We start from the raw sequence: 23,864 nt of genomic DNA on the forward strand, positions 1-23,864 counted from the left end.
TCGTCGGGCGGGCACCCCGACGACGCACCCGTGCCGCTGCCTCCTCTCGGGGTCCCCCCTCGCGGTACGTCTCTCGTGCTGCGCGGACGGGTCCTCGAGCGGCCCGCGGTGATGGCGATCGTCAACCGCACCGACGACTCGTTCTACGCGGGCGCGCGCCAGCTCGACGACCGGGAGGCGCTCGCCGCGGTCGAGCGCGCGGTCGTCCAGGGCGCCGAGATCCTCGACGTGGGGGGAGTGCGGGCCGGCGTCGGTCCCGTGGTGACGCCCGACGCGGAGGTGCGTCGTGTCGTGCCCTTCGTCGAACGGGTGCGCGCCGAGTTCCCCGACCTGCTCGTGAGCGTCGACACGTGGCGGGCCGAGGTGGCGCACGAGGCGGCGCTCGCGGGTGCCGACCTCATCAACGACACGTGGGCGGGCCACGACCCGCGCCTGGTCGAGGTCGCCGGCGAGCACGGCGTCGGTGTCGTGTGCTCCCACACGGGGGGTGCGACGCCCCGCACCGACCCGTTCCGCGTCGCGTATCCCGCCCGGCCTGGTGCCGCGGACCCGCGCGACGGCGTCGTCCAGGACGTGGTGGCGACCCTCCGGGCGGCGGCCGAGCGGGCGGTCGCGTGCGGGGTCCCGCGGGCGTCGGTCCTCGTCGACCCCACGCACGACTTCGGCAAGAACACGTGGCACTCCCTGCACCTCCTGCGTCGGACCGAGGTCCTCGCAGACCTCGGTTTCCCGCTCCTCATGGCGCTGTCCCGCAAGGACTTCGTGGGAGAGACGCTCGACCTCCCGGCCGACGAGCGGCTGGAGGGCACGCTCGCCGCCACGGCCGTCGCCGCGTGGCTCGGCGCGCGCGTCTTCCGCGCGCACGACGTCGCGGCGACCCGGCGCGTCCTGGACCTGGTCGCCGCGGTGCGCGACGAGACCCCTCCGGCGGCCGCCCTGCGGGGCCTCGCGTGACCACGCGGCGCGCCGTGGCCGGGCCGGGCGAGCGTCCGCGGCTGATGCGTCCGACCTCCTGGCCGTGGTGGGCGCAGGTCCTCGCGGTGTACGGTCTCGCGCGCGCGGTGAGCGCGGTGATCCTCCTCGTCGTCGCGAGGTCCCAGGAGGCGAACCCCTGGACGGACGCCGCGCCGTCGTACCTGCCGTACGTCGCGCGCATGTGGGACGCGAGCTGGTACGAGCAGATCTACGCGTCCGGCTACCCCGACACGCTCCCCGTGGGTCCCGACGGCGCCGTCGAGCAGAACGTCTGGGCGTTCTTCCCGCTCTTCCCGGCGCTCGTCCGTGCCCTCGACGCCGTCACCGGACTGGGGTGGGACGTGCTCGCGCCCACGGTCGCGCTCGCGTGCGGCGCCGGCGCCGTCCTCGTGATCCACCGGCTGGTCGCGACGGCGGGCGCCGCGGCCGTCGAGCGCCGGCCGGGCCTGCCGCTGGCGACCGTCCTGCTCGTGAGCGTCTTCCCGTCCAGCCCCGTCCTCCAGGTCGCGTACACGGAGTCCCTCGCGCTCCTCCTCGTGGCGTCCGCGCTCCTGCTGCTGGCGCGGCGCCGCTACGGGTGGGCGGCGCTCGTGGTCGTCCTCCTCGGCTTCTCCCGCGCCGTCGCGCTGCCGATGGCGGCGGTCGTCCTGTGGCACGGGATCGTCCGGTGGCGCCGGGGCGACCTGCGCGGGCCCGACGCCGCGCGGGTGGGCGGTCTCCTCGCCGTCGCCCTGGCGAGCGGCTTCGTGTGGCCGTGGGCGTGCAGCGTCGTCACGGGCGTGCACCAGGGGTACTTCCGCACGCAGGAGGCGTGGCGCGGGGGAGCGGAGTTCGTGCCGTTCGTCCCGTGGGTCGACGTGTCGCGCTGGCTGATGGGCGACGCCGGCCCGTGGGTCCTCGCGCTCGTGCTGCTCGCGACGGCCGCCCTCGTGCTCAACCCCGTCGCGGCGCGGCTCGGGCCGGAGATGCACGCGTGGTCCGGCGCGTACCTGGCCTACCTGGTCGCGGCGATCCAGCCCGGCACGTCGCTCGTGCGGTTCCTGCTGCTCGCCTTCCCGCTCGCGGCCGTGACCGTCGGGTGGACGCGGTCTCGCCTGTGGCTGGCGGCCATGACCCTCGCCGGCGTCGCGGGTCAGGTGTGGTGGGTGTGGTCGCTGTGGCGGCTCGTCCCGCCCTCCGGCTGGCCGCCGTGACCCGGACGCCCGGGATGTCGGTACGGGTGAACTAGACTGTCCTCGGGCGTCGTCCGAGGTCGGACGCCCCTCCTCGCGCGTGCGGGGTGGACTCGGGACAACGGAAATGGAGTGCCATCGATGGCTGCGATGAAGCCGCGGACGGGTGACGGGCCGCTGGAGGTCACCAAGGAAGGGCGAGGCATCGTCATGCGGGTCCCGCTCGAGGGTGGCGGACGTCTGGTGGTCGAGCTCAACGCGACCGAGGCCAGCGAGCTGGGTGAGGCGCTCCAGGCCGTGGTGGGCTGATTGCCCGCACGTGAGCGCCGGACCTCCGGTCTCCCCGGGCTGCCCCGCACGCTGCCCGAGGTGGTCGGTGCCCGGGGCGCTCTGAGCGACACGGCACTCCTCGACGACGCGCAGGTCGACGCGGTCGTCGTGGCCGTCGCGCCTCCGCGCGAGGCCGAGGACGGGCTGCAGCCGCGTGCTGGCACCGTCGACGCGACCGTGCGGTACGGCGTCGACCTCGCGGAGCTCGCCGAGCGGGCGGGCGGGCGGGGCTTTCGTGGCGCGTCCGGCGAGGTCGTGCGCGTCGACCTGCCGCGCGCGCACGCCGGGTCTGGCGCTCGCCTCCCGTGGGCGGGCCTACCACCGCGGCTCCTGCTGCTCGGGGTCGGGAACGGCACGGCGGCGGAGCTCCGGCGCGCCGGTGCGGCACTCGCCCGGGCGTCGCGCGGGCTCGAGCGCGTCGTCAGCGCCGCGACCGCCGGCTCCGGTCCCGCTGAGGTCCGCGCCTTCGTCGAGGGTTACCTCCTCGCCGCGTACGACCAGCCTCGGCAGACCGAGTCCTCCGCGGCTCCGTCCGACGCGGCCGCGGAGCAGCTCGTCCTGCTCGCACCCGAGGACCGGCCCGACGTCACGGCGCCGATCGAGGCCGCGCACCGCGCCGCGGCAGCGACCTGGCTGGTCCGCGACCTCGCCAACGTGCCGTCCGACGTCAAGGACCCGGCGTGGTTCGCCGACCGCGCGGTCGAGCTGGCCGACGCGTTCGGGCTCGACACGGCCGTCCGCGGCCCCGCCGAGCTCGGCACGGAGGGCTTCGGGGCGATCCTGGCCGTGGGGGCGGGCTCCGCACGACCGCCGCGCCTCGTGACCGTCACCTACGACCCGGCGGACCACGGAGTCCTCCCGGCGGGCGCCGACGTCCGGCACGTCGTCGTCGTCGGCAAGGGCATCACGTACGACACCGGCGGACTCTCCATCAAGCCGCGCGAGGCGATGGTGCCGATGAAGACCGACATGGCGGGCGCGGCGGTCGCGCTCGCGGTCGTGCTCGGCGCCGCCCGCGCCCGCTCCCACCGTCGGGTCACCGCAGTGCTCCCGCTGGCCGAGAACCACGTGGGCGGCGCCTCGTACCGCCCGGGGGACGTGCTGCGCACCTGGTCGGGCCGGACGGTCGAGGTGGCGAACACCGACGCGGAGGGCCGCCTCGTCCTCGCCGACGCCATCGCGTACGCCGTGGCCGAGCTCGCACCCGACGTGCTCGTCGACGTCGCGACCCTCACCGGCGCGGCGAGCCTCGGCCTGGGCCGCGGGCACGGCGCCCTGTTCGCGACGGACGACGCCGTCGCCGACGCCCTGGAGGACGCCGCGCTCTCCACCGGCGAGCGGGTGTGGCGCATGCCGCTCGTCGAGGACTACGTGGGCGTGCTGCGCTCCGACGTCGCCGACCTCCGGCACGTGCCCGTCGAGAGCCCGGGCGGCGGCTCGATCACGGCCGCGCTGTTCCTGCGCGAGTTCGTCGGGGACGTGCCCTGGGCGCACCTCGACGTCGCCGGCCCAGCACGGGCGACCGCCGACCGGCACGAGGTCGTCGCCGGGGCCACCGGATACGGTGCCAGGCTCCTGCTCGAGGCGCTCGACCGGCTCTGACCGTCGAGTCCCCTCGCCCGCCGGGACTTCTCAGCGGCGCACGGCGAGCAGGAGGCCGTCGCCGCTCGGGAGCAGCGCGGGCAGCACGCGCTCGTCCGACCGCAGCGACCGGCCGACCTCGCGGACGATCGTCGTCACCTCGTCGCGTCGCGCCGGGTCGGCGACCCGGTCGTGCGACAGCGCGCCGTCGACCGCGAGCACGCCGCCCGGGCGCAGCAGGCGCAGGCCCTGCTCGACGTACTCGGGGTAGCTGTGCTTGTCCGCGCCCACGAGGACGAGGTCGTAGGCGCCGTCGGTGAGCCGGGGAAGGACCTCGCTCGCGCGACCCGGGATGGTGCGGGTCCGCGCCGAGGGCACGCCCTCCTCCGCGAAGGCCTCCTTGGCCGCGCGCTGGTGCTCGACCTCGACGTCGATGGTCGTCAGCACGCCGTCGGCCGGCATGCCGCGCAGGAGCCAGAGCGACGCCACGCCCGTGCCGGTGCCGATCTCGACCACCGCGCGGGCGGCCAGCGACGCCGCGAGCACCTGGAGCACCGCCCCCACGCCGGGGAGCACCGTCGGGCAGCCGAGCTCGGCTGCCCGGTCGCGCGCACGCAGGAGGACCTCGTCCTCGGGGACGAACTCCTCGCTGTACACCCAGCTCGCGGCCTTCGCGCTGCGGTGGGTGCCGACGTCGCTGGTGATCGGTGCCTCCTGGTGGTCCGTCGTCCGCGCGTGCGGCCCGGGGACGGTTCCCCGGCGGGTGCGCTGTCTCGGATCGTACCCGCCCCCTCCCACGGCGGCCCGCTCCCGCGCCGCGCGTGTGTGCACGGGCCGTGGACGTCGCGCGCACGTCCCGCGCGAGAGGGGAACACCGGGAGGGTGCCGGGCGTTCTTCTGGGACGATGGACGACGTGGACGACGCACGACCAAGGACGAGCACGCACGGGACGCACGACGGGAGCGCGTGGGTCCCGCCGTCGTGGGACGAGATCGTCCGCGAGCACTCGGCGCGCGTGTACCGGCTCGCGTACCGCCTGACCGGGAACCGGCACGACGCCGAGGACCTCACGCAGGAGACGTTCGTCCGGGTGTTCCGCTCGCTGTCGAGCTACACCCCCGGCACGTTCGAGGGCTGGCTGCACCGCATCACGACCAACCTCTTCCTCGACCAGGTCCGGCGCAAGCAGCGCATCCGCATGGAGGCCATGGGCGACGACGACGGGCAGTACCCGGCCCGTTCCGAGGCCCAGCCGGAGCGCGGCTTCGAGCACGCCAACCTCGACCACGACGTCCAGCGCGCGCTCGACGCGCTCTCGCCCGAGTACCGGGCCGCCGTCGTGCTGTGCGACATCGAGGGCCTGTCCTACGAGGAGATCGCCGTGACGCTGGGGATCAAGCTCGGCACGGTCCGCTCCCGCATCCACCGCGCGCGGTCCCAGCTCCGCGCCGCGCTGCCGCACCGCGACCCCGCGGACCGCCCGGCCTCGGACGACGTCCCGACGCCCGTGGCCGCCCGGGGGGTGGCGTGACGCACCTCGGCTCCCGCCTCTCCGCGCTCGTCGACGGGCAGCTCACGCCCGCCGAGGCGGAGCGTGCCCTCGAGCACGTGGCGTGCTGCCCGCGGTGCGCCGCCGAGCTGTCGGCGGCGCGCGCCGCCCGGCGGGCCCTGAGCAGCGCCGGCCCGGTCGAGCCCGCGCCCGACCTCGCGGCCCGCCTGCTCGCCCTGTCGGCCCAGATCCCCTCGACCGACGGCGACCCGCTCCGCTCGGCGCCCGTGACGGGCGACCCCTGGGCGCAGCCGGTCACTCTCCCTCGCGGTGCGTGGAGCGGGGAGGTGCGCCGGGGAGCGGTGCGTCGCCGGGTCGTCGGCCTCGTCGTCGGAGGGGTCGGCGTCGCGGCGGTCGGCCTCTTCGCGCTGGGGGAGAGCCCGCTCGTCACCCCCGAGCTCCACCGCAGCGACCCGCTCAGCGTGCTGGCGCAGGCCGCGCCCCGGGCCACCGGGGCGCTCGTCGTGGGAGGGGTGCGCACCGCGGACCAGGCTGAGGGCGACGGGGCCGCTCTCGACGGCGCCGCGGCGCTCGCGGCGCTCGACGCCCAGGGCTGGACCTGCCCCACGGCACTCCCGGAGGGCTTCAGCGTGGTCGACGTCCGGGACGACGCCGTGCGGGGCATCGTCGAGATCGACCTCGAGGCGCCGGGCGGCGAGGCCGTCGTCCGCGAGCAGTCGGGTCTCCTGGACACCGCCGCGCTCGCGGGCGGGGAGGCGTGGGACGTCGGCGACCGCCGGGTGCACGTGCTGTCCGAGGAGCCGTGGCACGTGGTCTGGCAGTCCGGCGACACGGTGATCGACGTCGTCGCCGACACGGAGCAGGAGACGCTCGCCGCCCTCGTGGCGGCCTTCCCGGCACGTGACTACGATGCCGGGGTCCCGGCGCGCATCTCCCGGGGCTGGACGACCATGACAGGAGCGCTCGGCACCTCATGACCGACCCCCAGACCGGCCCTCAGACCGGCCCGGAGCACGCCGGGGCGCCCGACGCCGCGCGGAACCCGTTCGCACCGCCCTCCGCGTACCGCAGCGTGCCGCCCGTCCCGCCGTCGGCACCGGTCGGCCCCGGCCCGGTCCCGCCCCCGCCGGGGGCGACCGTCCCGCCCTCGAGCGTGGCCCCGCAGCCGTCGCCGGCCCCCGCCCCGGCCGCGGTACCGGCTGGCGCGCCGGGGCACGCAGACCCGTGGCAGACCCTGCGTGCGTTCGGCGAGCCCGAGCCGCCGTCGGCGCCGACGCGACCCGGCGGGTCGGTCGACCCGACGCTCGTCGGGGTCCCGCGCGGCGCTGCCGGCCCGCCGTCCGGGCGTGGGCTGCGTCCCGCCGTGGTGGCCGGAGTCGCCGTGCTCGCCCTCGTGGCGGGCGCGCTCGGCGGCGTCGCGGCCGACCGGCTCCTTGGGCAGGACTCGCCCGGCTCGTCCACGTCGGCCCTGCCCCCCGCCAGCGTCGAGCCGGGCGCGGACCGCCCCGCGGGCTCGGTGGCGGACATCGCCGCCACGGTGCTGCCGAGCGTCGTCTCGCTCCAGGTCCGCGGGAGCGACGGCGTCGCCACGGGGTCCGGCTTCGTCCTCCGCGAGGACGGGTACATCCTCACGAACAACCACGTGGTCGCGTCGGCCGCCGAGGGCGGGGACGTCGTCGTGCTGTTCTCCGACGGGCACGAGAGCCCGGCGGAGCTGGTCGGGCGGACCGTCGACTACGACCTCGCGGTGGTCAAGGTCGAGGACACGGGGCTCACGCCGCTCGCGCTCGGCGACTCCGACGGCGTCGTCGTCGGGGACCCCGTGGTCGCCGTCGGTGCCCCGCTGGGCCTCAACGGGACCGTCACCACGGGCATCATCAGCGCGCTCAACCGGCCGGTCCAGGCCGGCGCCGCGGCTGAGACCGCGTTCATCAACGCGATCCAGACCGACGCGGCGATCAACCCCGGCAACTCCGGAGGCCCGCTCGTCGACGGGCGCGGCGAGGTCGTGGGTATCAACTCCGCCATCGCCCAGCCGCCGGGCAGCCAGTCGGCGACCGGGAGCATCGGTCTCGGCTTCGCCATCCCGTCCAACCAGGCGCGCCGGACCGCGGAGCAGCTCATCGCCGACGGCGTCGCGACGTACCCGGTGATCGGCGTGCTGCTCGACCAGGGGTACCAGGGCGAGGGCGTGCAGGTCTCGACGCAGGCCCAGGCCGGGAACCCGGCGGTGACGCCCGACGGGCCGGCCGACGCCGCGGGGATCCGGCCGGGCGACGTGATCCTCTCCATCGACGACCGGCCCGTCACGGAGTCGGACGAGCTCATCGTCGCCATCCGGGCGAAGGCTCCGGGGGACGCCGTGACCCTGCGGGTCCGCACGGGCGACCAGGAGCGCGACGTCCGCGTCGTCCTCGACGAGGCCACGAGCGAGTAGTCTGTCGGCGTGTTCGGGATCAACGGAGCCGAGTTCGTCGTGCTCCTCGTCGTGGCGGTCGTCGTCATCGGTCCTGAGCGCCTGCCGCGCTACGCGGAGCAGCTCGGGTCGTTCGTCCGGTCCGCCCGTGGGTACCTGCGGGACGCGAAGGCCCGTGTGGACGCCGAGATCGGGGACGAGATCGGGGACGTCGACTGGTCGAAGCTCGACCCCCGCCAGTACGACCCGCGCCGGATCGTGCGCGAGGCGCTCCTCGACGACGAGCCACCGCGCGAGCGGGTCGCCCCGCCGCCTCCTCCGGCGCCGTCGTCCGCGCCCCGGGGGGGCGCTGCGCCGTTCGACGACGAGGCCACCTGAGGCCGGCCCCGCTCCCTCCCAGAGCGGGAAGGCGATTCGTTCCGGCGCGGCACCACCTGTCAGAATGGGGCAATGTCCATCGAGGCGACGCACACCGGCCCGGCACCGGTCCCGGAGACCGCGCAGGCGACCGGGAACCCGACGAGCACCAAGCCCCGGATCCTCTCCGGCATGCAGCCCACGGAGGACTCGCTCCAGCTCGGGAACTACATCGGCGCCCTGCGGCAGTGGGTCGCGCTCCAGGACTCCTACGACGCCCTGTACTGCGTCGTCGACCTCCACGCCCTGACGGTCAACCCCGACCCGGAGCGTCTGCGCGAGCGGACACGCCGCACGGCGGCGCAGTACCTCGCCGGCGGTGTCGACCCGGAGCGGTCCGCACTGTTCGTGCAGTCGCACGTGCCGCAGCACGCGGAGCTCTCCTGGGTGCTGTCCTGCCAGACGGGCTTCGGCGAGGCCGGGCGCATGACCCAGTTCAAGGACAAGTCCGCGAAGCAGGGTGCCGACGGCACGACCGTGGGACTGTTCACCTACCCGGTCCTCATGGCGGCGGACATCCTGCTGTACGACGCGGCCCTCGTCCCGGTCGGGGAGGACCAGCGCCAGCACCTCGAGCTCACCCGTGACCTGGCGGAGCGCCTCAACGCCCGCTTCGGCGACGGGACCGCGGTCGTGCCCGAGGCCCACATCGTGCGCTCGGTCGCGAAGATCTACGACCTCCAGGAACCGACGGCGAAGATGAGCAAGTCGTCGTCGAACGGCAAGGGCGTCATCTGGCTCCTGGAGGACCCGAAGGTCGCCGCGAAGCGGATCCGGTCCGCCGCGACGGACTCGGACACCGAGATCCGGTACGACCCGGTCGCCAAGCCCGGCGTGTCCAACCTCCTCACCATCTACTCCGCGCTCACGGGTCGGGACGTCGAGGCCATCGCCGCCGAGTACGACGGCCAGGGATACGGACGGCTCAAGGTCGACCTCGCGGACGTCGTGGTCGACTTCCTCGTCCCGTTCCAGGAACGCGCCAACACCTACCTCGCCGACCCCGCGGAGCTCGACGCGGTGCTCGCGCGGGGCGCACAGAAGGCGCGCGACATCGCCGCCGGGACGCTCGCGCGCATCTACGACCGCGTCGGCCTCCTGCCCGTCGGAGGGCCGACCGCGTGAACCTCCCGGAGCGTGGGCCGGACCAGGTGCGGATCGGCATCGCGATCGAGGTGCCCGAACCCTTCGCGACGCAGCTCCAGGACGCGCGCGCACGGTTCGGCGACCCGCTCGCACGGTCGATCCCGCCCCACGTCACGCTCCTCGGGCCGACGGTGCTCGACCCGGCCGAGCTCGACGCGGCCCGGGCGCACCTCACCGCGGTCGCCACCACCGCCGCACCCTTCCGGGTCCACCTGCGCGGCAGCGCCACGTTCCGGCCGATCTCGCCCGTGGTGTTCATCCAGGTGGTCGAGGGCATCGCCGAGTGCGAGCACCTGGAGAGCACCATCCGCACCGGTCCGCTCGCCCAGGACCTCCGGTTCAACTACCACCCGCACGTGACCGTCGCGCACGAGGTGCCGGACGCCGCGCTCGACGCCGCGTTCGACGAGATGGCCACCTACGAGGCGCGGTTCGAGGTCGGCGGGTTCTCCCTCTACGAGCACGGCGACGACGGCGTGTGGCGCCCGGAGCAGGTCTTCCCGCTCACCGCGGATGCCGGGACCGCGACCGCCTCGTAGGGTTCGGGGCGTGACGTCGCCCCCCTCCGCCGCCCCCAGCGCCGTCCGGCGCACGACGGAGCTCGTCGAGTGGTGGAAGGACAGCCGTCCGGGACGCGCGACCTACCGCTACCTCTACGCCCGCGGTGCGCTGCTGTGCGGCGGCATCGCCTACTCGGCCCTGTTCTCCCTCTTCGCCGCGCTGACGATCGGCTACACCGTCTTCATGCAGGTCCTCGGCGGGAGCCAGGAGCTCATGGACGCCGTGCTCGGCGAGATCAACGAGCTCGTCCCCGGCCTCATCGCGGTCGACGGGAAGGACGGCGTGATCGATCCCGACGACCTTCTCCTACGGCCCGGTCTGAGCGTCACGAGCATCGTGGCGGGGGTCGTGCTCCTCTTCTCCGTCGTCTCCTTCATGTACCACCTGCGGGGCGCCGTCCGGACGATGTTCGGCGTGAGCGACGTCGGCCAGAGCGCGCTGCTCGCCCGGGCGCGCGCGCTCCTCGGCTTCTTCCTCCTGGCGCTGAGCATGCTCGTCTCCGCCGTCGCGAGCATCGCCGTCTCGTCGATCGGCTACCAGCTCCTGGAGGCGCTCGGGCTCTCCGGCGGACCCGCGATCCTCGTCACCGGAGCCGGCCTGGTGGTGAGCATCCTGCTCGACGCCCTGGTCGTCGTCGTGGTGGTCACGCTGCTGGCGGGCGTCCACGTACGCCGCCGCGACCTCCTCGTCGGATCGCTCACCGCCGCCGTCGCGTTCGGGGTGCTCCGCTACCTCGGGTCGTCGTTCGTCACGGGCAGCGCCAGCAGGAACGCGCTCCTCGCGTCCTTCGCCGTCCTCGTCACGCTGCTCGTCCTCGTCAACTTCACCGCGCGCATCCTCCTCGTGGTGTGCGCGTGGATGGCGAACCCGCCCCGCCCGCCCGACCCGGAGCCCGACGGACCGCGGCACGCCCGTGACGGACGCCCCGAGCTGCCCGTCGTCGACGGGAGCTCCACGGCCGACGCCCGGCACGTGCGCGTCGCCCGGCACGCGGCGACCGGGGATGCCGGGGGCTCCGTCGTCGTGGCCGCCTCGACGGAGGAGCGCCTCCGCGCCGGCCAGGGGTCCGGCAAGCCCTGGAGCCCGATCGTCCGGGGTGTGCGCCGCGCCCGCCTTCCGCGCTGAACCTCGCCGACGTCGCGCCAGCCCGGGGACCGGTGACCGTGCGGCGCCGGGTGGACGAGAACGGCACCTCGAGCTGCCGAGTCGCGCACGAGGTGCCGACGGACGCGTGCGGTGCCGAGCCGCACGCCCGAGAGCCGGGAAGGGACGACGCAGGGCGCCGACCGGGACGGTCGGCGCCCTGCGCGCGGGACGTGCGGGGGGTCAGAAGGCGCGCGTGATCATCGCGCGCTTGACCTCCTGGATCGCCTTCGTGACCTCGATGCCGCGGGGGCAGGCCTCGGTGCAGTTGAAGGTCGTGCGGCAGCGCCACACGCCCTCCTTGTCGTTGAGGATCTCGAGGCGCTGCGTGGCGCCCTCGTCGCGGCTGTCGAAGATGAACCGGTGCGCGTTGACGATGGCGGCGGGGCCGAAGTACTGGCCGTCGGTCCAGAACACGGGGCACGACGACGTGCACGCGGCGCACAGGATGCACTTGGTGGTGTCGTCGAAGCGCTCGCGCTGCGCGGCGGACTGGATGCGCTCCTTGCTGGGCTCGTTCCCGGACGTGATGAGGAACGGCATGATCTCGCGGTAGGACGCGAAGAACGGCTCCATGTCCACGACGAGGTCCTTGACCACGGGCAGGCCCTTGATGGGCTCGACCGTGATGGGCTTGTCGGGGTTCACGTCCTTGAGCAGCGTCTTGCACGCGAGGCGGTTGCGGCCGTTGATGCGCATCGCGTCGGAGCCGCACACGCCGTGCGCGCACGAGCGGCGGAACGTGAGCGAGCCGTCGTTCTCCCACTTGATCTTGTGCAGCGCGTCGAGCACGCGGTCGGTGCCGTGGGCCAGGACGGTGAACTCGTCCCAGTACGCGTCCTCGCCGTGCTCCGACTCGGGGAGGTAGCGCCGGATGCGGAGCGTGACCTCGAACGAGGGGATCTCGCCGGCCTTGGCCTCGGGGGCCGGGCTCTCGAGTGTGGCAGTCATCAGTACTTCCGCTCCATGGGCTCGTACCGGGTCTGGGTGACGGGCTTGGAGCCCAGGGCGACCTTGTAGCCGTCGAACGCCTCGACGTGGTCGAAGTAGCCGGCCACGTGCCCGTCGGCGACGTCGCTGGCGGACGTCGGCCGGCGGTAGGCCATGGTGTGCAGCATGTAGTTGGCGTCGTCGCGGTCGGGGTAGTCCTCGCGGTAGTGACCGCCGCGCGACTCCTTGCGGTTGATCGCCGCGACGACCGTGACCTCCGCGATGTCGAGGAGGAAGCCGAGCTCGATGGCCTCGAGCAGGTCGGTGTTGAACATCCGGCCCTTGTCCTGGACCGAGACGTTCCTGTACCGCTTCTGCAGGTCGCGGATGTCCGCGAGGGCCTGGTTGAGCGACTCGCCGGTGCGGAACACCTGGGCGTTGGCGTCCATGGTCTCCTGGAGGGCCTTGCGCACGTCGGCGACGCGCTCGCCGTCGGGGCGGTTGCGCATCTCCTCGAGCTGCGCGATCACCGCCGCGGCAGGGTTCTCCGGGAGCTCGGTGTACGACGCCGTCGCGGCGTACGCGGCGGCCGTGCGGCCGGCACGCTTGCCGAAGACGTTGATGTCGAGCAGCGAGTTGGTGCCGAGGCGGTTGGAGCCGTGGACGCTGACGCACGCGACCTCGCCGGCGGCGTAGAGGCCCTTGACGACGTTGTGGCTGTCGCGCAGGACCTCGGCCTCGACGTTGGTCGGGATGCCACCCATCGCGTAGTGCGCCGTCGGGTACACGGGCACGGGCTCGGTGTACGGCTCGATGCCCAGGTAGGTCCGGGCGAACTCGGTGATGTCCGGGAGCTTCGCGTCGATGTGCGCGGGCTCGAGGTGCGTGAGGTCGAGCAGGACGTAGTCCTTGTTCGGCCCGGCGCCGCGACCCTCGCGGACCTCGTTCGCCATCGACCGGGCGACGATGTCGCGCGGTGCGAGGTCCTTGATCGTCGGCGCGTAGCGCTCCATGAACCGCTCGCCGTCGGCGTTGCGGAGGATGCCGCCCTCGCCGCGCGCGGCCTCGGAGAGGAGGATGCCGAGGCCCGCGAGGCCCGTCGGGTGGAACTGGAAGAACTCCATGTCTTCCAGGGGCAGCCCGCGGCGGTAGGCCAGGGCCATGCCGTCGCCCGTGAGCGTGTGCGCGTTGGACGTCGTCTTGAAGATCTTGCCCGCGCCGCCGGTGGCGAAGATGATCGCCTTCGCCTGGAACACGTGGATCTCGCCGGTCGCGAGGTCGTAGGCGACCACGCCGGTCGCCGTGACGGTCTCGTCGTCGGGGATCTCGCCCGCGGAGAGGTCGTGGTCGGTGATGAGGTCGAGGACGTAGAACTCGTTGAAGAACTCGACGTCCTGCTTGACGCACTGCTGGTAGAGCGTCTGGAGGATCATGTGGCCGGTGCGGTCCGCGGCGTAGCACGAGCGGCGCACCGCGGCCTCGCCGTGGTTGCGGGTGTGCCCGCCGAACCGGCGCTGGTCGATGCGACCCTCGGGCGTGCGGTTGAACGGCAGGCCCATGCGCTCGAGGTCGAGCACCGCGTCGATGGCCTCCTTGGCCATGATCTCCGCGGCGTCCTGGTCGACGAGGTAGTCGCCGCCCTTGACCGTGTCGAACGTGTGCCACTCCCAGTTGTCCTCCTCCACGTTCGCGAGGGCGGCGCACATGCCTCCCTGCGCGGCGCCCGTGTGCGAGCGCGTGGGGTACAGCTTGGAGATGACGGCCGTGCGGACCTTGCCGGACGACTCCAGCGCCGCGCGCATCCCGGCGCCGCCTGCGCCGACGATCACGACGTCGTACTGATGGGTTTGCATCGGGGTCGATGCCTCCTGGGAGAGAGCCGGGTGGAGCGAGAAGACGGGGGCGTGGGTGGTGCGGTGCTCAGGCCGTGCAGAACGACGCGAGCAGCTCGGCCGGCGCGTTCGCGGGGCACGGGTCGAACGTGAAGATCACGAGCGTGCCGAGGACCGTGACGATCGTGAAGGCGAGGTACAGCGCGAGCTTGAGGACGAGGCGAGTGCCGTCACGCTCGGCGTAGTCGTTGATGATCGTGCGCACGCCGTTGGTGCCGTGGAACATGGCCAGCCACAGCATGAGCAGGTCCCAGATCTGCCAGAACGGCGACGCCCACTTGCCCGCGACGAAGCCGAAGTCGATCGCGTGCACGCCCTCGCCGACCATGAGGTTGACGAAGAGGTGCCCGAAGATGAGGACGATCAGCACGACGCCGGAGGCGCGCATGAAGATCCAGCTGTACAGCTCGTAGTTGCTGCGCGTCGCCTTGCGGCGCTTGTACGGGTCGCGCGGGCTCGCGACCTCGACCGTGGGTGCGGCGGCCATCAGTGCCCCCCTCCGAAGACGTTCATGAGGTGACGCGGCAGGAAGCCGGCCATCGTCACGACGAAGAGGCCGACGACGATCCAGAGCATCGTGCGCTGGTACCGCGGGCCCTTGGCCCAGAAGTCGACGAGGATGATGCGGATGCCGTTGAAGGCGTGGAACACGATGGCCGCGACCAGTCCCGCCTCGCCCAGGCCCATGATCGGCGTCTGGTACGTCCCGATGACGGCGTTGTAGGCCTCGGGCGACACCCGGACGAGCGCCGTGTCGAGCACGTGGACGAGCAGGAAGAAGAAGATGAGCACGCCGGTCACGCGATGCGCGACCCACGACCACATGCCTTCACGGCCGCGGTAGAGCGTGCCAGCTGGTGCACTGGGCACTTTGGGGGCCTCCTGTGGCGAGATCAGGGGGAGATGTCACGTTCCGGTCGTGGCCCGGAACTCCCTCAGTCCGGACCGCGGGACCGTCGTCGGCATCGGTCTCTGGGCTTCCACCATAGTGACATCGGCGTCATGATGCGGACCGCCCAGGGCGGCGGGACGCCTTTGCGCGGGGGGTTTGTGACTGATCCCACAGCCCGCGGGGGAACTGCGCGCCTCACTATGCTGGCCCCCATGGCCTCTTCGCCTCACCCCTCGTCCGCCGCGGCCGCGTCGCCGATCCCCGGCTTCCACGCCGTCGTCCCGGCGGGAGGGGCGGGCACGCGGCTGTGGCCGCTCTCGCGCGCGGGCTCGCCCAAGTTCCTCCTCGACCTCACCGGGTCCGGGCGCTCGCTCCTCCAGGCGACGGTCGACCGGCTCGTCCCGCTCGCGGGAGAACAGGGCGTGGTCCTCGTCACCGGGGACCGGCACGTCGCCGCCGCGCGCACGCAGCTCCCGGGGCTCCCGGCCGAGAACGTCCTGGCAGAGCCGTCGCCGCGTGACTCGATGGCGGCGATCGGCCTCGCCGCGGCGGTCCTCGAGCGGCGGCACGGCGACGTCGTGGTGGGGTCGTTCGCCGCGGACCAGGTCATCACGGGCCGGGACGCGTTCGAGTCGTCGGTGCGTCAGGCGGTGGAGGCCGCGCGCGCGGGGTACGTCGTGACGATCGGGATCGCGGCCTCGCGGCCTTCGACGGCGTTCGGGTACGTGCACAGCGGCGCCCCGCTCGGCGTCGAGGGCGCTCCGAGCGCGCAGCACGTGCGCGGGTTCACGGAGAAGCCCGACGCGACGACCGCGCAGCGCTACCTCGCGTCCGGCGAGTACCGGTGGAACGCCGGCATGTTCATCGTCCGGTCGTCCGTCCTCCTGGGGCACCTCGCGGACCAGCGCCCGGAGCTGCACGACGGCCTGCGTGCCATCGCCGCGGCGTGGGACGGCCCGGACCGCGACCGCGTGCTCGCCGAGCGCTGGCCCGCGCTCGAGCGGATCGCGATCGACCACGCGGTCGCCGAGCCCGTGGCGGCCGTGGGCGGCGTCGCCGTCGTCCCCGGCACGTTCGGCTGGGACGACGTGGGGGACTTCAACTCGCTCGCCGCGCTGCTGCCCTCGGTCGACGGTGCCGGTTCCAAGGTCCTCGGCGACACGGGCCGCGTCGTCCGTCGGGAGAGCGCGGGGTCCGTGGTCGTGCCCGCGAGCGATCGCGTCGTCACGGTGCTCGGCCTCGACGACGTCGTGGTCGTCGACACCCCGGACGCGCTGCTCGTCACCACGCGTGCCCGGGCCCAGCAGGTGAAGTCGATGGTCGAGACGGTGCGCGAGCTCGGGATGGACGAGCTCCTGTGACCGCCGACGTGACCCTCGCGGCCCGCATCGCCGCCGCCGCCGCCCGCCACGTGGACGAGGTCGTGGCGATCCGCCGCGACATCCACGCCCACCCGGAGGTCTCGCGCGCCGAGACGCGGACGACGGCGCTGCTCGCCGACCGGCTGCGGGCCGCGGGGCTCGAGCCGCGGCTGCTGCCCGGCACGGGCCTCGTGTGCGACGTCGGCCCCGAGCCGGGCGACGTGACGGCCACCGGCACTCCCGACGACGCGCCGTCGCCCGGGCGTGTGGCCCTGCGCGCCGACCTCGACGCGCTGCCGCTGCAGGACAGGTGCGACCTCCCGTGGGCCTCGACGGTCCCCGGCGTGGCGCACGCGTGCGGCCACGACGTGCACACCGCGGTGGTGCTGGGGGCCGGCCTGGTCCTCGCCGACCTCCACGCGCAGGGCGAGCTGCGCCGCGGCGTGCGGCTCGTCTTCCAGCCCGCCGAGGAGGTCCAGCCCGGCGGGTCGCTCGACGTCCTCGCCGCCGGCGCGATGGACGGCGTCGAGGAGATCTACGCGGTGCACTGCGACCCCAAGGTCGACGTGGGCCGCATCGGGACGCGCATCGGTCCGATCACGTCGGCGTCCGACGAGGTCTCCGTGACCATCGCGTCTCCCGGGGGGCACACCTCGCGCCCGCACCTCACGGGTGACGTGGTCTACGCGCTGGGCCAGGTCATCACCCAGGTCCCCGCGGTGCTGGGCCGTCGCCTGGACCCGCGCTCGGGCGTGAACCTCACGTGGGGCGCCGTCCACGCGGGCTCGGCCCACAACGCCATCCCGAGCACCGGCACGGTCCGCGGGACCCTGCGCTGCCTCGACGTGCGCGCGTGGGAGTTCGCGGGGCAGGTGCTGCACGACGCCGTGGAGCAGGTCGTCGCGCCGTACGAGGTCGAGGTGACCGTGCACCACACGCGCGGGGTCCCGCCCGTCGAGAACGACGAGCGCTGCACCGGGCTGCTGGAGGCCGCCGCGCGCGACGTGCTCGGCCCGGACTCGATCCTCCTGACCGAGCAGTCGCTCGGCGGCGAGGACTTCGCCTGGTACCTGACCAAGGTCCCCGGCGCGATGGCGCGGCTGGGCACGCGGACCCCCGGTGGGCGCAGCTACGACATCCACCAGGGCGACCTCCAGGTCGATGAGCGCGCGGTGGACGCGGGGATGCGGCTGCTGGCCCGTGTCGCCGCCGGTCAGGGCGGGTGAAGCGGTCCCGACCCGTGGACACGGGTGTGTCACGCCTCAGACGCAAAGTGACGCTTGCATAACGAAGCAGCGGCGTTACCGACAAGTAACGTGCAAGACCCTTCCGGCTGATTAGTGTTCGGTCCTATAGAGGCCGACGGACCGGTCCTCCCGTGCAACGACGCTCGGGAGGGCCCAGGGGTCCTTCCCTGCGCGGCCCTGCTACGAGAACGACAGGAGCTATCAGGTGAAGAGAGCGACTCAGGTCACCGCGCTCGCGGCCGTCGCCGCGCTCGCGCTGGCCGCGTGCGGCGCCGCACCCGAGGACGACGAGACGACCGGCGGCGGCGACAACACCGCGGGCGGCAACTCCGACTTCTCCGCGTGCATGGTGTCCGACGCCGGCGGGTTCGACGACCAGTCCTTCAACCAGGCCGGTTTCGAGGGCCTGGAGCAGGCGAAGGCCGAGCTGGGCATCACGGCCACCGAGGTCGAGTCCTCGGCGGACACGGACTACGCGCCGAACATCGACAACCTCGTCCAGCAGGGCTGCAACCTCGTCATCGGCGTCGGGTTCCTCCTCGAGGACCCGATCCAGGCGGCGGCGGAGGCGAACCCCGACACGAACTTCGCCCTCATCGACTCGTCGTTCTCCGACGCGGACTTCAACCCGGTCGAGATCGACAACGCCAAGCCGATCCTCTTCAACACGGCCGAGGCCGCGTTCCTCGCGGGCTACCTCGCGGCGGGCATGACCGAGACGGGCACGGTCGCCACGTTCGGCGGCATCCAGATCCCGTCGGTCGCCATCTTCATGGACGGCTTCGTCGACGGCGTCGCGAAGTACAACGAGGACAACGGCACCGAGGTCAAGACCCTCGGCTGGGACAAGGCGGCCCAGACGGGCTCCTTCACCGGTGACTTCGAGAACCAGGCGAACGGCCAGAACCTCGCGCAGGGCTTCATCGACCAGGGCGCGGACATCATCATGCCCGTCGCCGGCCCGGTGGGTCTCGGTGCGGCAGCCGCCGCGCAGAGCGGCGGCGCGAAGATCATCTGGGTCGACTCGGACGGCTTCCTCACGACGGAGTACGGCGACATCATCATCACCTCGGTGATGAAGCAGATCGGTCCGGCGGTCTTCGACACGGTGAGCGAGTCGGTCGACGGCAACTTCACCAACGAGCCCTACGTGGGCACGCTCGAGAACGAGGGTGTCGGCCTCGCGCCGTTCCACGACTTCGAGGACAAGGTGCCGGCCGAGCTGCAGGACATGCTCGCCCAGTACCAGGAGCAGATCATCGCCGGGGACCTGGTCGTCGAGTCGACCAACACCCCGTGACGACTCTCTGAGACCGTCGGTCCCGTGCCCCAGCGGCTTCGGGACCGGCGGGACGGTGGCCCGGGCGAGCCCGCCCGGGCCACCGTCGTCATGAGGTGACGCACGAGGCGACGACGCGACGGAAGTACGGTTCGATGGAGTTCCCTGTTCTCAGAGAGGCCGCCCGGTGAAGCTGGAGCTGCGCGGGATCACGAAGGTGTTCGGGTCCCTGGTCGCGAACGACCACATCGACCTGGTGATCGAGCCAGGCGAGATCCACGCCCTGCTGGGCGAGAACGGTGCGGGCAAGAGCACGCTCATGAACGTGCTGTACGGCCTGTACGACCCGGACGACGGCGAGATCCTCGTCGACGACCAGCCGGTCGCGTTCACGGGCCCCGGCGACGCCATGGCGGCGGGGATCGGGATGGTGCACCAGCACTTCATGCTCGTCCCGGTCTTCACGGTCGCGGAGAACGTGGCCCTCGGCCACGAGCCGGTCAAGGGCGCGGGCCTCATCGACGCTCGACGCGCGCGCGGTCTCGTGCGCGAGATCTCGGACCGGTTCGGGTTCGAGGTCGACCCGGACGCGATGGTCGAGGACATCCCCGTCGGCGTCCAGCAGCGGGTCGAGATCATCAAGGCGCTGTCGCGCGACGCGCGCGTGCTCATCCTCGACGAGCCGACCGCGGTCCTGACCCCGCAGGAGACCGACGAGCTCATCGCGATCATGCGCCAGCTCAAGGCCGCGGGGACCTCGATCGTGTTCATCACGCACAAGCTGCGCGAGGTGCGCGCCGTGGCGGACCGCATCACGGTCATCCGCCGCGGGAAGGTCGTGGGGACCGCAGACCCGAGCGCGAGCGAGACCGAGCTCGCGTCCCTCATGGTCGGCCGCTCCGTCTCGCTCGGCGTGGAGAAGACGACGGCCGAGCCGGGCGATGCGACGTTCCGGGTCGCCGACCTCACGGTCATGGACGACCTCGACACCGCGGTCGTCGACCGCGTGAGCCTCGACGTCGCGCGGGGCGAGATCCTCGTCGTCGCGGGCGTCCAGGGCAACGGGCAGACGGAGCTCACCGAGACGATCGTGGGCCTGCGCAAGCCCGTCGCCGGCTCGATCACGCTCGACGGCAAGGAGCTCGTGGGCCGAGGAGTGTCGGACGTGCTCGCCGCCGGCGTCGGGTACGTGCCGGAGGACCGCAGCACGGACGGCATCGTCGGGACGTTCTCCGTCGAGGAGAACCTCGTCCTCGACCTCTTCGACCGTCCCCCCTACTCGCGCGGCGGCGCGCTCAACCGGGCCGCGATCCGCGACAACGCCGAGCAGCGGGTGGTCGAGTTCGACGTCCGCACCCAGACGGTCGAGGTGCCTGCCGGGAACCTCTCCGGCGGCAACCAGCAGAAGGTCGTCCTCGCGCGCGAGATGTCGCGCCCGCTGCGCCTGCTCATCGCGTCGCAGCCGACGCGCGGGCTCGACGTCGGGTCGATCGAGTTCGTCCACAAGCGTGTCGTCGAGGAGCGCGACAACGGCACCCCGGTGATCATCGTCTCGACCGAGCTCGACGAGGTGCTCGCCCTCGCGGACCGGATCGCCGTGATGTACCGCGGTCGCATCGTCGGCGTCGTCCCGGGCGACACGGACCGCGACGTGCTGGGGCTCATGATGGCGGGGGTCCCGCTCGACGAGGCCGTCGCGCAGGCGGCCGAGCACCGCACCACCCTCGGCGAGGCCGACATCGAGGCGGGAGACGCGCCGTCGAGCGCCGGGGTCGACGTCGACCTGGCCGACGCCGACGCCCGCGAGGAGGAGATCCAGTGACCCAGCAGGCCATGCCCGACGACGCGGCGGCCGTCCCGCCGACGCCCGCGCCGCCGAGCGACACCACGAAGCCCCGGCCGCCGGCCGGAGCGAGCATCCTGCGCGAGATGCTGGAGAGCAGCTGGCTCGTCTCGCTGCTCGCGATCGTCGCGGCCCTCGTCCTCGGCGGCGTGCTCATCGCGGCGGCCGACCCGGAGGTCCAGGAGGCCGCGACCTACTTCTTCGCGCGGCCCACGGACTTCTTCGAGGCCGTCTGGAACGCCGTGTTCGGCGCGTACAGCGCACTCTTCCAGGGCGCCGTCATCAATTTCCAGGCGCCCGACCTCCAGCGGGCCCTCCGCCCGCTGACCGAGACCATGACGGTCTCGACCCCGCTCATCCTCGCGGGCCTCGGCCTCGGCATCGGCTTTCGCGCGGGCCTGTTCAACATCGGTGCGCAGGGCCAGATCATCCTGGGCGGCATCTTCGCCGGGTTCATCGGGTTCACGTTCTCCCTGCCTCCCGGCCTGCACCTGCTGCTCGCGGTCCTCGGTGCCGCGCTCGGCGGGGCGATCTGGGCGAGCATCGCGGGTGTGCTCAAGGCCCGGACGGGCGCGCACGAGGTGATCGTCACGATCATGCTCAACAACATCGCGGTCTACCTCGTGGCGTACCTGCTCACGACCCCCGCGTTCCAGCGGCCGGGCAGCAGCAACCCGATCAGCCCGCCCATCCCGAGCTCGGCCACGTTCCCGCTGCTGCTCGGCGAGGGCTTCCGCCTGCACCTCGGCTTCGTCCTCGCCCTGCTCGCGGCCGTGGGCGTGTGGTGGCTCATGGAGCGCTCGACGCTCGGCTTCCGTTTCCGCGCGGTCGGCGAGAACCCGAACGCGGCGCGCACGGCAGGCATCTCCGTGGCGTGGGTGACCGTCTGGGTCATGGCCATCGCCGGTGCGCTCGCCGGTCTGGGCGGCGCCGCCCAGGTGCTCGGCACCGAGAAGGTCCTCACCGCGGGCGTCGCCGCGAGCTTCGGGTTCGACGCGATCACCGTGGCGCTCCTCGGCCGGTCCCGGCCGCTCGGGACCGTCCTCGCGGGTCTGCTCTTCGGCGCCCTCCGCGCGGGCGGCTTCGCGATGCAGGCACGTACCGGGACGCCGATCGACATCGTGCTCGTCGTCCAGTCCCTCATCGTGCTCTTCATCGCCGCCCCGCCGCTCGTGCGGGCGATCTTCCGGCTCCCCACCCCGGGCGGCCCGACGCGCGCCGAGCGTCACGCCGCGAGACGGCGGGCCAAGGCGGCCACGACCACCACGACGACGCAGGAGGCCGGAGCATGAGCACCGCGACCACCACCCCGGCGCCGGCCTCCGCGCCGGAGCGTGCGGCGAAGCCGCTGCCGCCCATCAGCTGGAAGGCCCCGATCGCGTACGCGGTCATCGGGCTGCTGTCACTGGTGTTCTTCGCCCTGCTCCCCGCCGGTGGGCAGCAGACGACGTTCCGCCTCTCGACGGCGAGCGACTTCTTCCAGATCGAGCCGATCACGGTGAGCTCGACCGGGGCGGCCCTGTTCCTGTCGATCCTCGCGCTCCTGCTCGCAGGGCTGTCCTTCTGGGCGGCGCGCGACCGGCGCAAGATCGGCGTCTGGCTCCCCATCGTCTTCGGTGTCGCCGTCGTCTTCGCGTTCCTGTGCTGGGCGGGCGAGGGCAAGTCCGCGATCCCGCTCACCGGGCTGCTGCAGGGCTCGCTGTTCCTCGCGGTCCCGCTCGTGTTCGGCGCGCTCTCGGGCGTGCTGTGCGAGCGCGTCGGCATCATCAACATCGCCATCGAGGGCCAGCTCCTCGCCGGGGCGTTCCTCGCCGCGGTCGTCGCCTCGCTCACGTCGTCCGCGTACGCCGGCCTCATCGCCGCCCCGATCGCGGGGGCTCTCGTCGGCGTGCTCCTCGTGATCTTCTCGGTGAAGTACTGGGTGAACCAGATCATCGTCGGCGTCGTGCTCAACGTGCTCGTCGTGGGCGTGACGAGCTACCTGTACTCCACGGTGCTCACCGAGGACCCGGGCACGTGGAACACGCGGACCCCGCTCCCCGTGATCGAGATCCCGGTGCTGTCGCAGATCCCCGTCGTGGGACCGGTGCTCTTCCGCCAGACGCTGCTCGTCTACATCATGTACGTCGTCGTGATCCTGCTCCAGGTCTTCCTCTTCCGGAGCCGGTGGGGCCTGCGCCTGCGCGCGGTCGGCGAGCACCCCAAGGCCGCCGACACCGTGGGCATCAAGGTCAACGCGACCCGCGTGCGCAACACGATCCTCGGCGGCGCGGTCGCCGGCCTCGGCGGCGCGTTCTTCACGGTCGCGGCGGGCCTCGCGTTCGGCAAGGAGATGACGGGCGGCAAGGGCTTCATCGCCCTCGCGGCCATGATCCTCGGGCGGTGGAACCCGGTCGGCGCGCTCGTCGCGGCGCTCCTGTTCGGCTTCTCCGACAACCTGCAGACGGTGCTCGGCATCGTCGGCACGCCGATCCCGAGCCAGATCATGCTCATGACGCCGTACGTCGTGACGATCTTCGCCGTCGCCGGTCTCGTCGGGCGCGTGCGCCCGCCGGCCGCCGAGGGCATCCCCTACGTGAAGTGAGGTCACGGTGCCGATGACAGACCTGCCGCACGTGCACGACGGCGAGCCCCGCCCGGGCGAGGGGACGGACCACGGCGGGACCGCCGTCGGGCCCTCCGTCGACTGGGACGCCCTGCGCGACGCCGCACGCGAGATCATGACCCGCGCGTACGCCCCCTACTCGGGATTCCCGGTGGGCGCCGCCGCGCTCGTGGACGACGGGCGCGTCGTCGTCGGGTGCAACGTCGAGAACGCCGCGTACGGCGTGACGCTGTGCGCCGAGTGCTCGCTCGTGAGCTCGTTCGTGGGGACGGGCGGAGGCCGCCTCGTGGCGTTCGCGTGCGTGGACGGGCACGGGGCGACGCTCATGCCGTGCGGTCGATGCCGGCAGCTCCTGTGGGAGCACGGGGGCCCCGACCTGCTGGTCGACACCGTGCGTGGTATCAAGACGATGAGGGACGTGCTGCCCGACGCCTTCGGGCCCGAGGATCTGGAGGAGCGCTCGTGACCAGCGACGACGTGACCCCGCAGGGTGGCGGGACCGAGGACCAGGACGCGACGGCCGAGGCGCTCGCCGGGGTCGAGGGCGACGGGGCGGGCACCGG

23 protein-coding genes are annotated in these 23,864 nt (G+C 73.1%); 18 read left to right on the forward strand and 5 right to left on the reverse strand.

The genetic code is table 11. The annotated features are described in order from the left end of the window. Window positions 1-75 precede the first annotated feature (75 nt). From folP to CCE02nite_RS05445, 4 genes are all read left to right on the forward strand, one after another. Window positions 76-954, forward strand: a complete 879-nt coding sequence (folP, locus tag CCE02nite_RS05430) for a dihydropteroate synthase (RefSeq protein ID WP_371861901.1) — start codon at window positions 76-78, stop codon at window positions 952-954. Between the two features lie 44 nt (window positions 955-998). Next, window positions 999-2,168 (forward strand): hypothetical protein, encoded by a 1,170-nt coding sequence (locus CCE02nite_RS05435; protein ID WP_141388652.1) that lies wholly within the window; start codon window positions 999-1,001, stop codon window positions 2,166-2,168. A 120-nt stretch (window positions 2,169-2,288) separates the two neighbouring features. Beyond that, window positions 2,289-2,456, forward strand: a complete 168-nt coding sequence (locus CCE02nite_RS05440) for a DUF3117 domain-containing protein (RefSeq protein ID WP_064506638.1) — start codon at window positions 2,289-2,291, stop codon at window positions 2,454-2,456. Then, a complete protein-coding gene (locus CCE02nite_RS05445) occupies window positions 2,457-4,079 on the forward strand; it encodes a leucyl aminopeptidase family protein (protein WP_141388653.1) in 1,623 nt (540 codons plus the stop codon). It abuts the gene before it with no gap. Between the two features lie 30 nt (window positions 4,080-4,109). Here the strand turns inward: CCE02nite_RS05445 and CCE02nite_RS05450 are convergent, their stop codons facing one another. Further along, window positions 4,110-4,763, reverse strand: coding sequence for an O-methyltransferase (locus CCE02nite_RS05450; protein WP_047233537.1), 654 nt, complete (start codon window positions 4,761-4,763; stop codon window positions 4,110-4,112). A gap of 200 nt (window positions 4,764-4,963) precedes the next feature. Here CCE02nite_RS05450 and sigE point away from each other — a divergent pair, with 200 nt between their 5' ends. The 7 genes from sigE (at window position 4,964) to CCE02nite_RS05485 (ending at window position 11,234) form a co-directional block, all read left to right on the forward strand. Then, window positions 4,964-5,590, forward strand: coding sequence for an RNA polymerase sigma factor SigE (gene sigE / locus CCE02nite_RS05455; protein ID WP_141388654.1), 627 nt, complete (start codon window positions 4,964-4,966; stop codon window positions 5,588-5,590). Continuing rightward, window positions 5,587-6,546 carry a zf-HC2 domain-containing protein gene (locus CCE02nite_RS05460; protein WP_141388655.1) on the forward strand — a complete coding sequence of 320 codons (960 nt, stop codon included), beginning with the start codon at window positions 5,587-5,589 and terminating at the stop codon, window positions 6,544-6,546. The genes sigE and CCE02nite_RS05460 overlap by 4 nt, the downstream gene beginning before the upstream one ends. Beyond that, window positions 6,543-8,006, forward strand: coding sequence for a S1C family serine protease (locus CCE02nite_RS05465; protein ID WP_141388656.1), 1,464 nt, complete (start codon window positions 6,543-6,545; stop codon window positions 8,004-8,006). Before CCE02nite_RS05460 ends, CCE02nite_RS05465 begins: the two co-directional genes overlap by 4 nt. Before the next feature lie 9 nt (window positions 8,007-8,015). Next, on the forward strand, window positions 8,016-8,363 hold the full coding sequence (locus CCE02nite_RS05470; RefSeq protein ID WP_141388657.1) for a twin-arginine translocase TatA/TatE family subunit: 348 nt from the start codon (window positions 8,016-8,018) through the stop codon (window positions 8,361-8,363). 72 nt (window positions 8,364-8,435) lie between these two features. Continuing rightward, the gene (gene trpS, locus CCE02nite_RS05475; protein WP_141388658.1) at window positions 8,436-9,527 is read left to right on the forward strand and encodes a tryptophan--tRNA ligase; all 1,092 of its coding nucleotides are present in this window, start codon (window positions 8,436-8,438) and stop codon (window positions 9,525-9,527) included. Further along, window positions 9,524-10,087, forward strand: a complete 564-nt coding sequence (locus CCE02nite_RS05480) for a 2'-5' RNA ligase family protein (RefSeq protein WP_141388659.1) — start codon at window positions 9,524-9,526, stop codon at window positions 10,085-10,087. The genes trpS and CCE02nite_RS05480 overlap by 4 nt, the downstream gene beginning before the upstream one ends. 10 nt (window positions 10,088-10,097) lie before the next feature. After that, complete coding sequence (locus CCE02nite_RS05485) at window positions 10,098-11,234, forward strand: YihY/virulence factor BrkB family protein (protein ID WP_170227226.1); 1,137 nt, start codon at window positions 10,098-10,100, stop codon at window positions 11,232-11,234. 201 nt (window positions 11,235-11,435) lie between these two features. On the opposite strand, the gene CCE02nite_RS05490 is transcribed toward CCE02nite_RS05485, so the two are convergent. The 4 genes from CCE02nite_RS05490 to sdhC all read right to left on the reverse strand — a co-directional run bounded on the left by CCE02nite_RS05490 (window position 11,436) and on the right by sdhC (window position 14,944). Next, the gene (locus CCE02nite_RS05490) at window positions 11,436-12,203 is read right to left on the reverse strand and encodes a succinate dehydrogenase iron-sulfur subunit (protein ID WP_141388661.1); all 768 of its coding nucleotides are present in this window, start codon (window positions 12,201-12,203) and stop codon (window positions 11,436-11,438) included. Beyond that, on the reverse strand, window positions 12,203-14,035 hold the full coding sequence (gene sdhA, locus CCE02nite_RS05495) for a succinate dehydrogenase flavoprotein subunit (RefSeq protein ID WP_141388662.1): 1,833 nt from the start codon (window positions 14,033-14,035) through the stop codon (window positions 12,203-12,205). The genes CCE02nite_RS05490 and sdhA overlap by 1 nt, the downstream gene beginning before the upstream one ends. Window positions 14,036-14,102: 67 nt before the next feature. Continuing rightward, entirely contained in the window at window positions 14,103-14,561 is a 459-nt protein-coding gene (locus tag CCE02nite_RS05500) for a succinate dehydrogenase hydrophobic membrane anchor subunit (protein ID WP_141388663.1), read from the reverse strand. Beyond that, window positions 14,561-14,944 (reverse strand): succinate dehydrogenase, cytochrome b556 subunit, encoded by a 384-nt coding sequence (gene sdhC, locus CCE02nite_RS05505; protein ID WP_081772373.1) that lies wholly within the window; start codon window positions 14,942-14,944, stop codon window positions 14,561-14,563. The genes CCE02nite_RS05500 and sdhC overlap by 1 nt, the downstream gene beginning before the upstream one ends. A 234-nt stretch (window positions 14,945-15,178) precedes the next feature. On the opposite strand from sdhC, the gene CCE02nite_RS05510 reads away from it, so the two are divergent. From CCE02nite_RS05510 to CCE02nite_RS05540, 7 genes are all read left to right on the forward strand, one after another. Next, window positions 15,179-16,327, forward strand: coding sequence for a mannose-1-phosphate guanylyltransferase (locus tag CCE02nite_RS05510; RefSeq protein WP_141388664.1), 1,149 nt, complete (start codon window positions 15,179-15,181; stop codon window positions 16,325-16,327). After that, entirely contained in the window at window positions 16,324-17,553 is a 1,230-nt protein-coding gene (locus tag CCE02nite_RS05515) for an amidohydrolase (protein WP_170227227.1), read from the forward strand. The genes CCE02nite_RS05510 and CCE02nite_RS05515 overlap by 4 nt, the downstream gene beginning before the upstream one ends. 226 nt (window positions 17,554-17,779) lie before the next feature. Then, window positions 17,780-18,874 carry a BMP family lipoprotein gene (locus tag CCE02nite_RS05520; RefSeq protein WP_141388665.1) on the forward strand — a complete coding sequence of 365 codons (1,095 nt, stop codon included), beginning with the start codon at window positions 17,780-17,782 and terminating at the stop codon, window positions 18,872-18,874. Between the two features lie 166 nt (window positions 18,875-19,040). Further along, entirely contained in the window at window positions 19,041-20,675 is a 1,635-nt protein-coding gene (locus CCE02nite_RS05525; protein WP_141388666.1) for an ABC transporter ATP-binding protein, read from the forward strand. 11 nt (window positions 20,676-20,686) lie between these two features. After that, window positions 20,687-21,988 (forward strand): ABC transporter permease, encoded by a 1,302-nt coding sequence (locus CCE02nite_RS05530; RefSeq protein WP_141388786.1) that lies wholly within the window; start codon window positions 20,687-20,689, stop codon window positions 21,986-21,988. After that, window positions 21,985-23,280, forward strand: coding sequence for an ABC transporter permease (locus CCE02nite_RS05535; protein WP_141388667.1), 1,296 nt, complete (start codon window positions 21,985-21,987; stop codon window positions 23,278-23,280). Before CCE02nite_RS05530 ends, CCE02nite_RS05535 begins: the two co-directional genes overlap by 4 nt. Window positions 23,281-23,293: 13 nt before the next feature. Next, a complete protein-coding gene (locus tag CCE02nite_RS05540; RefSeq protein ID WP_141388668.1) occupies window positions 23,294-23,767 on the forward strand; it encodes a cytidine deaminase in 474 nt (157 codons plus the stop codon). Window positions 23,768-23,864 lie beyond the last annotated feature (97 nt).

This window comes from Cellulosimicrobium cellulans (assembly GCF_006539945.1).
In the GTDB taxonomy this organism is placed as follows: Bacteria; Actinomycetota; Actinomycetes; order Actinomycetales; family Cellulomonadaceae; genus Cellulosimicrobium; species Cellulosimicrobium cellulans.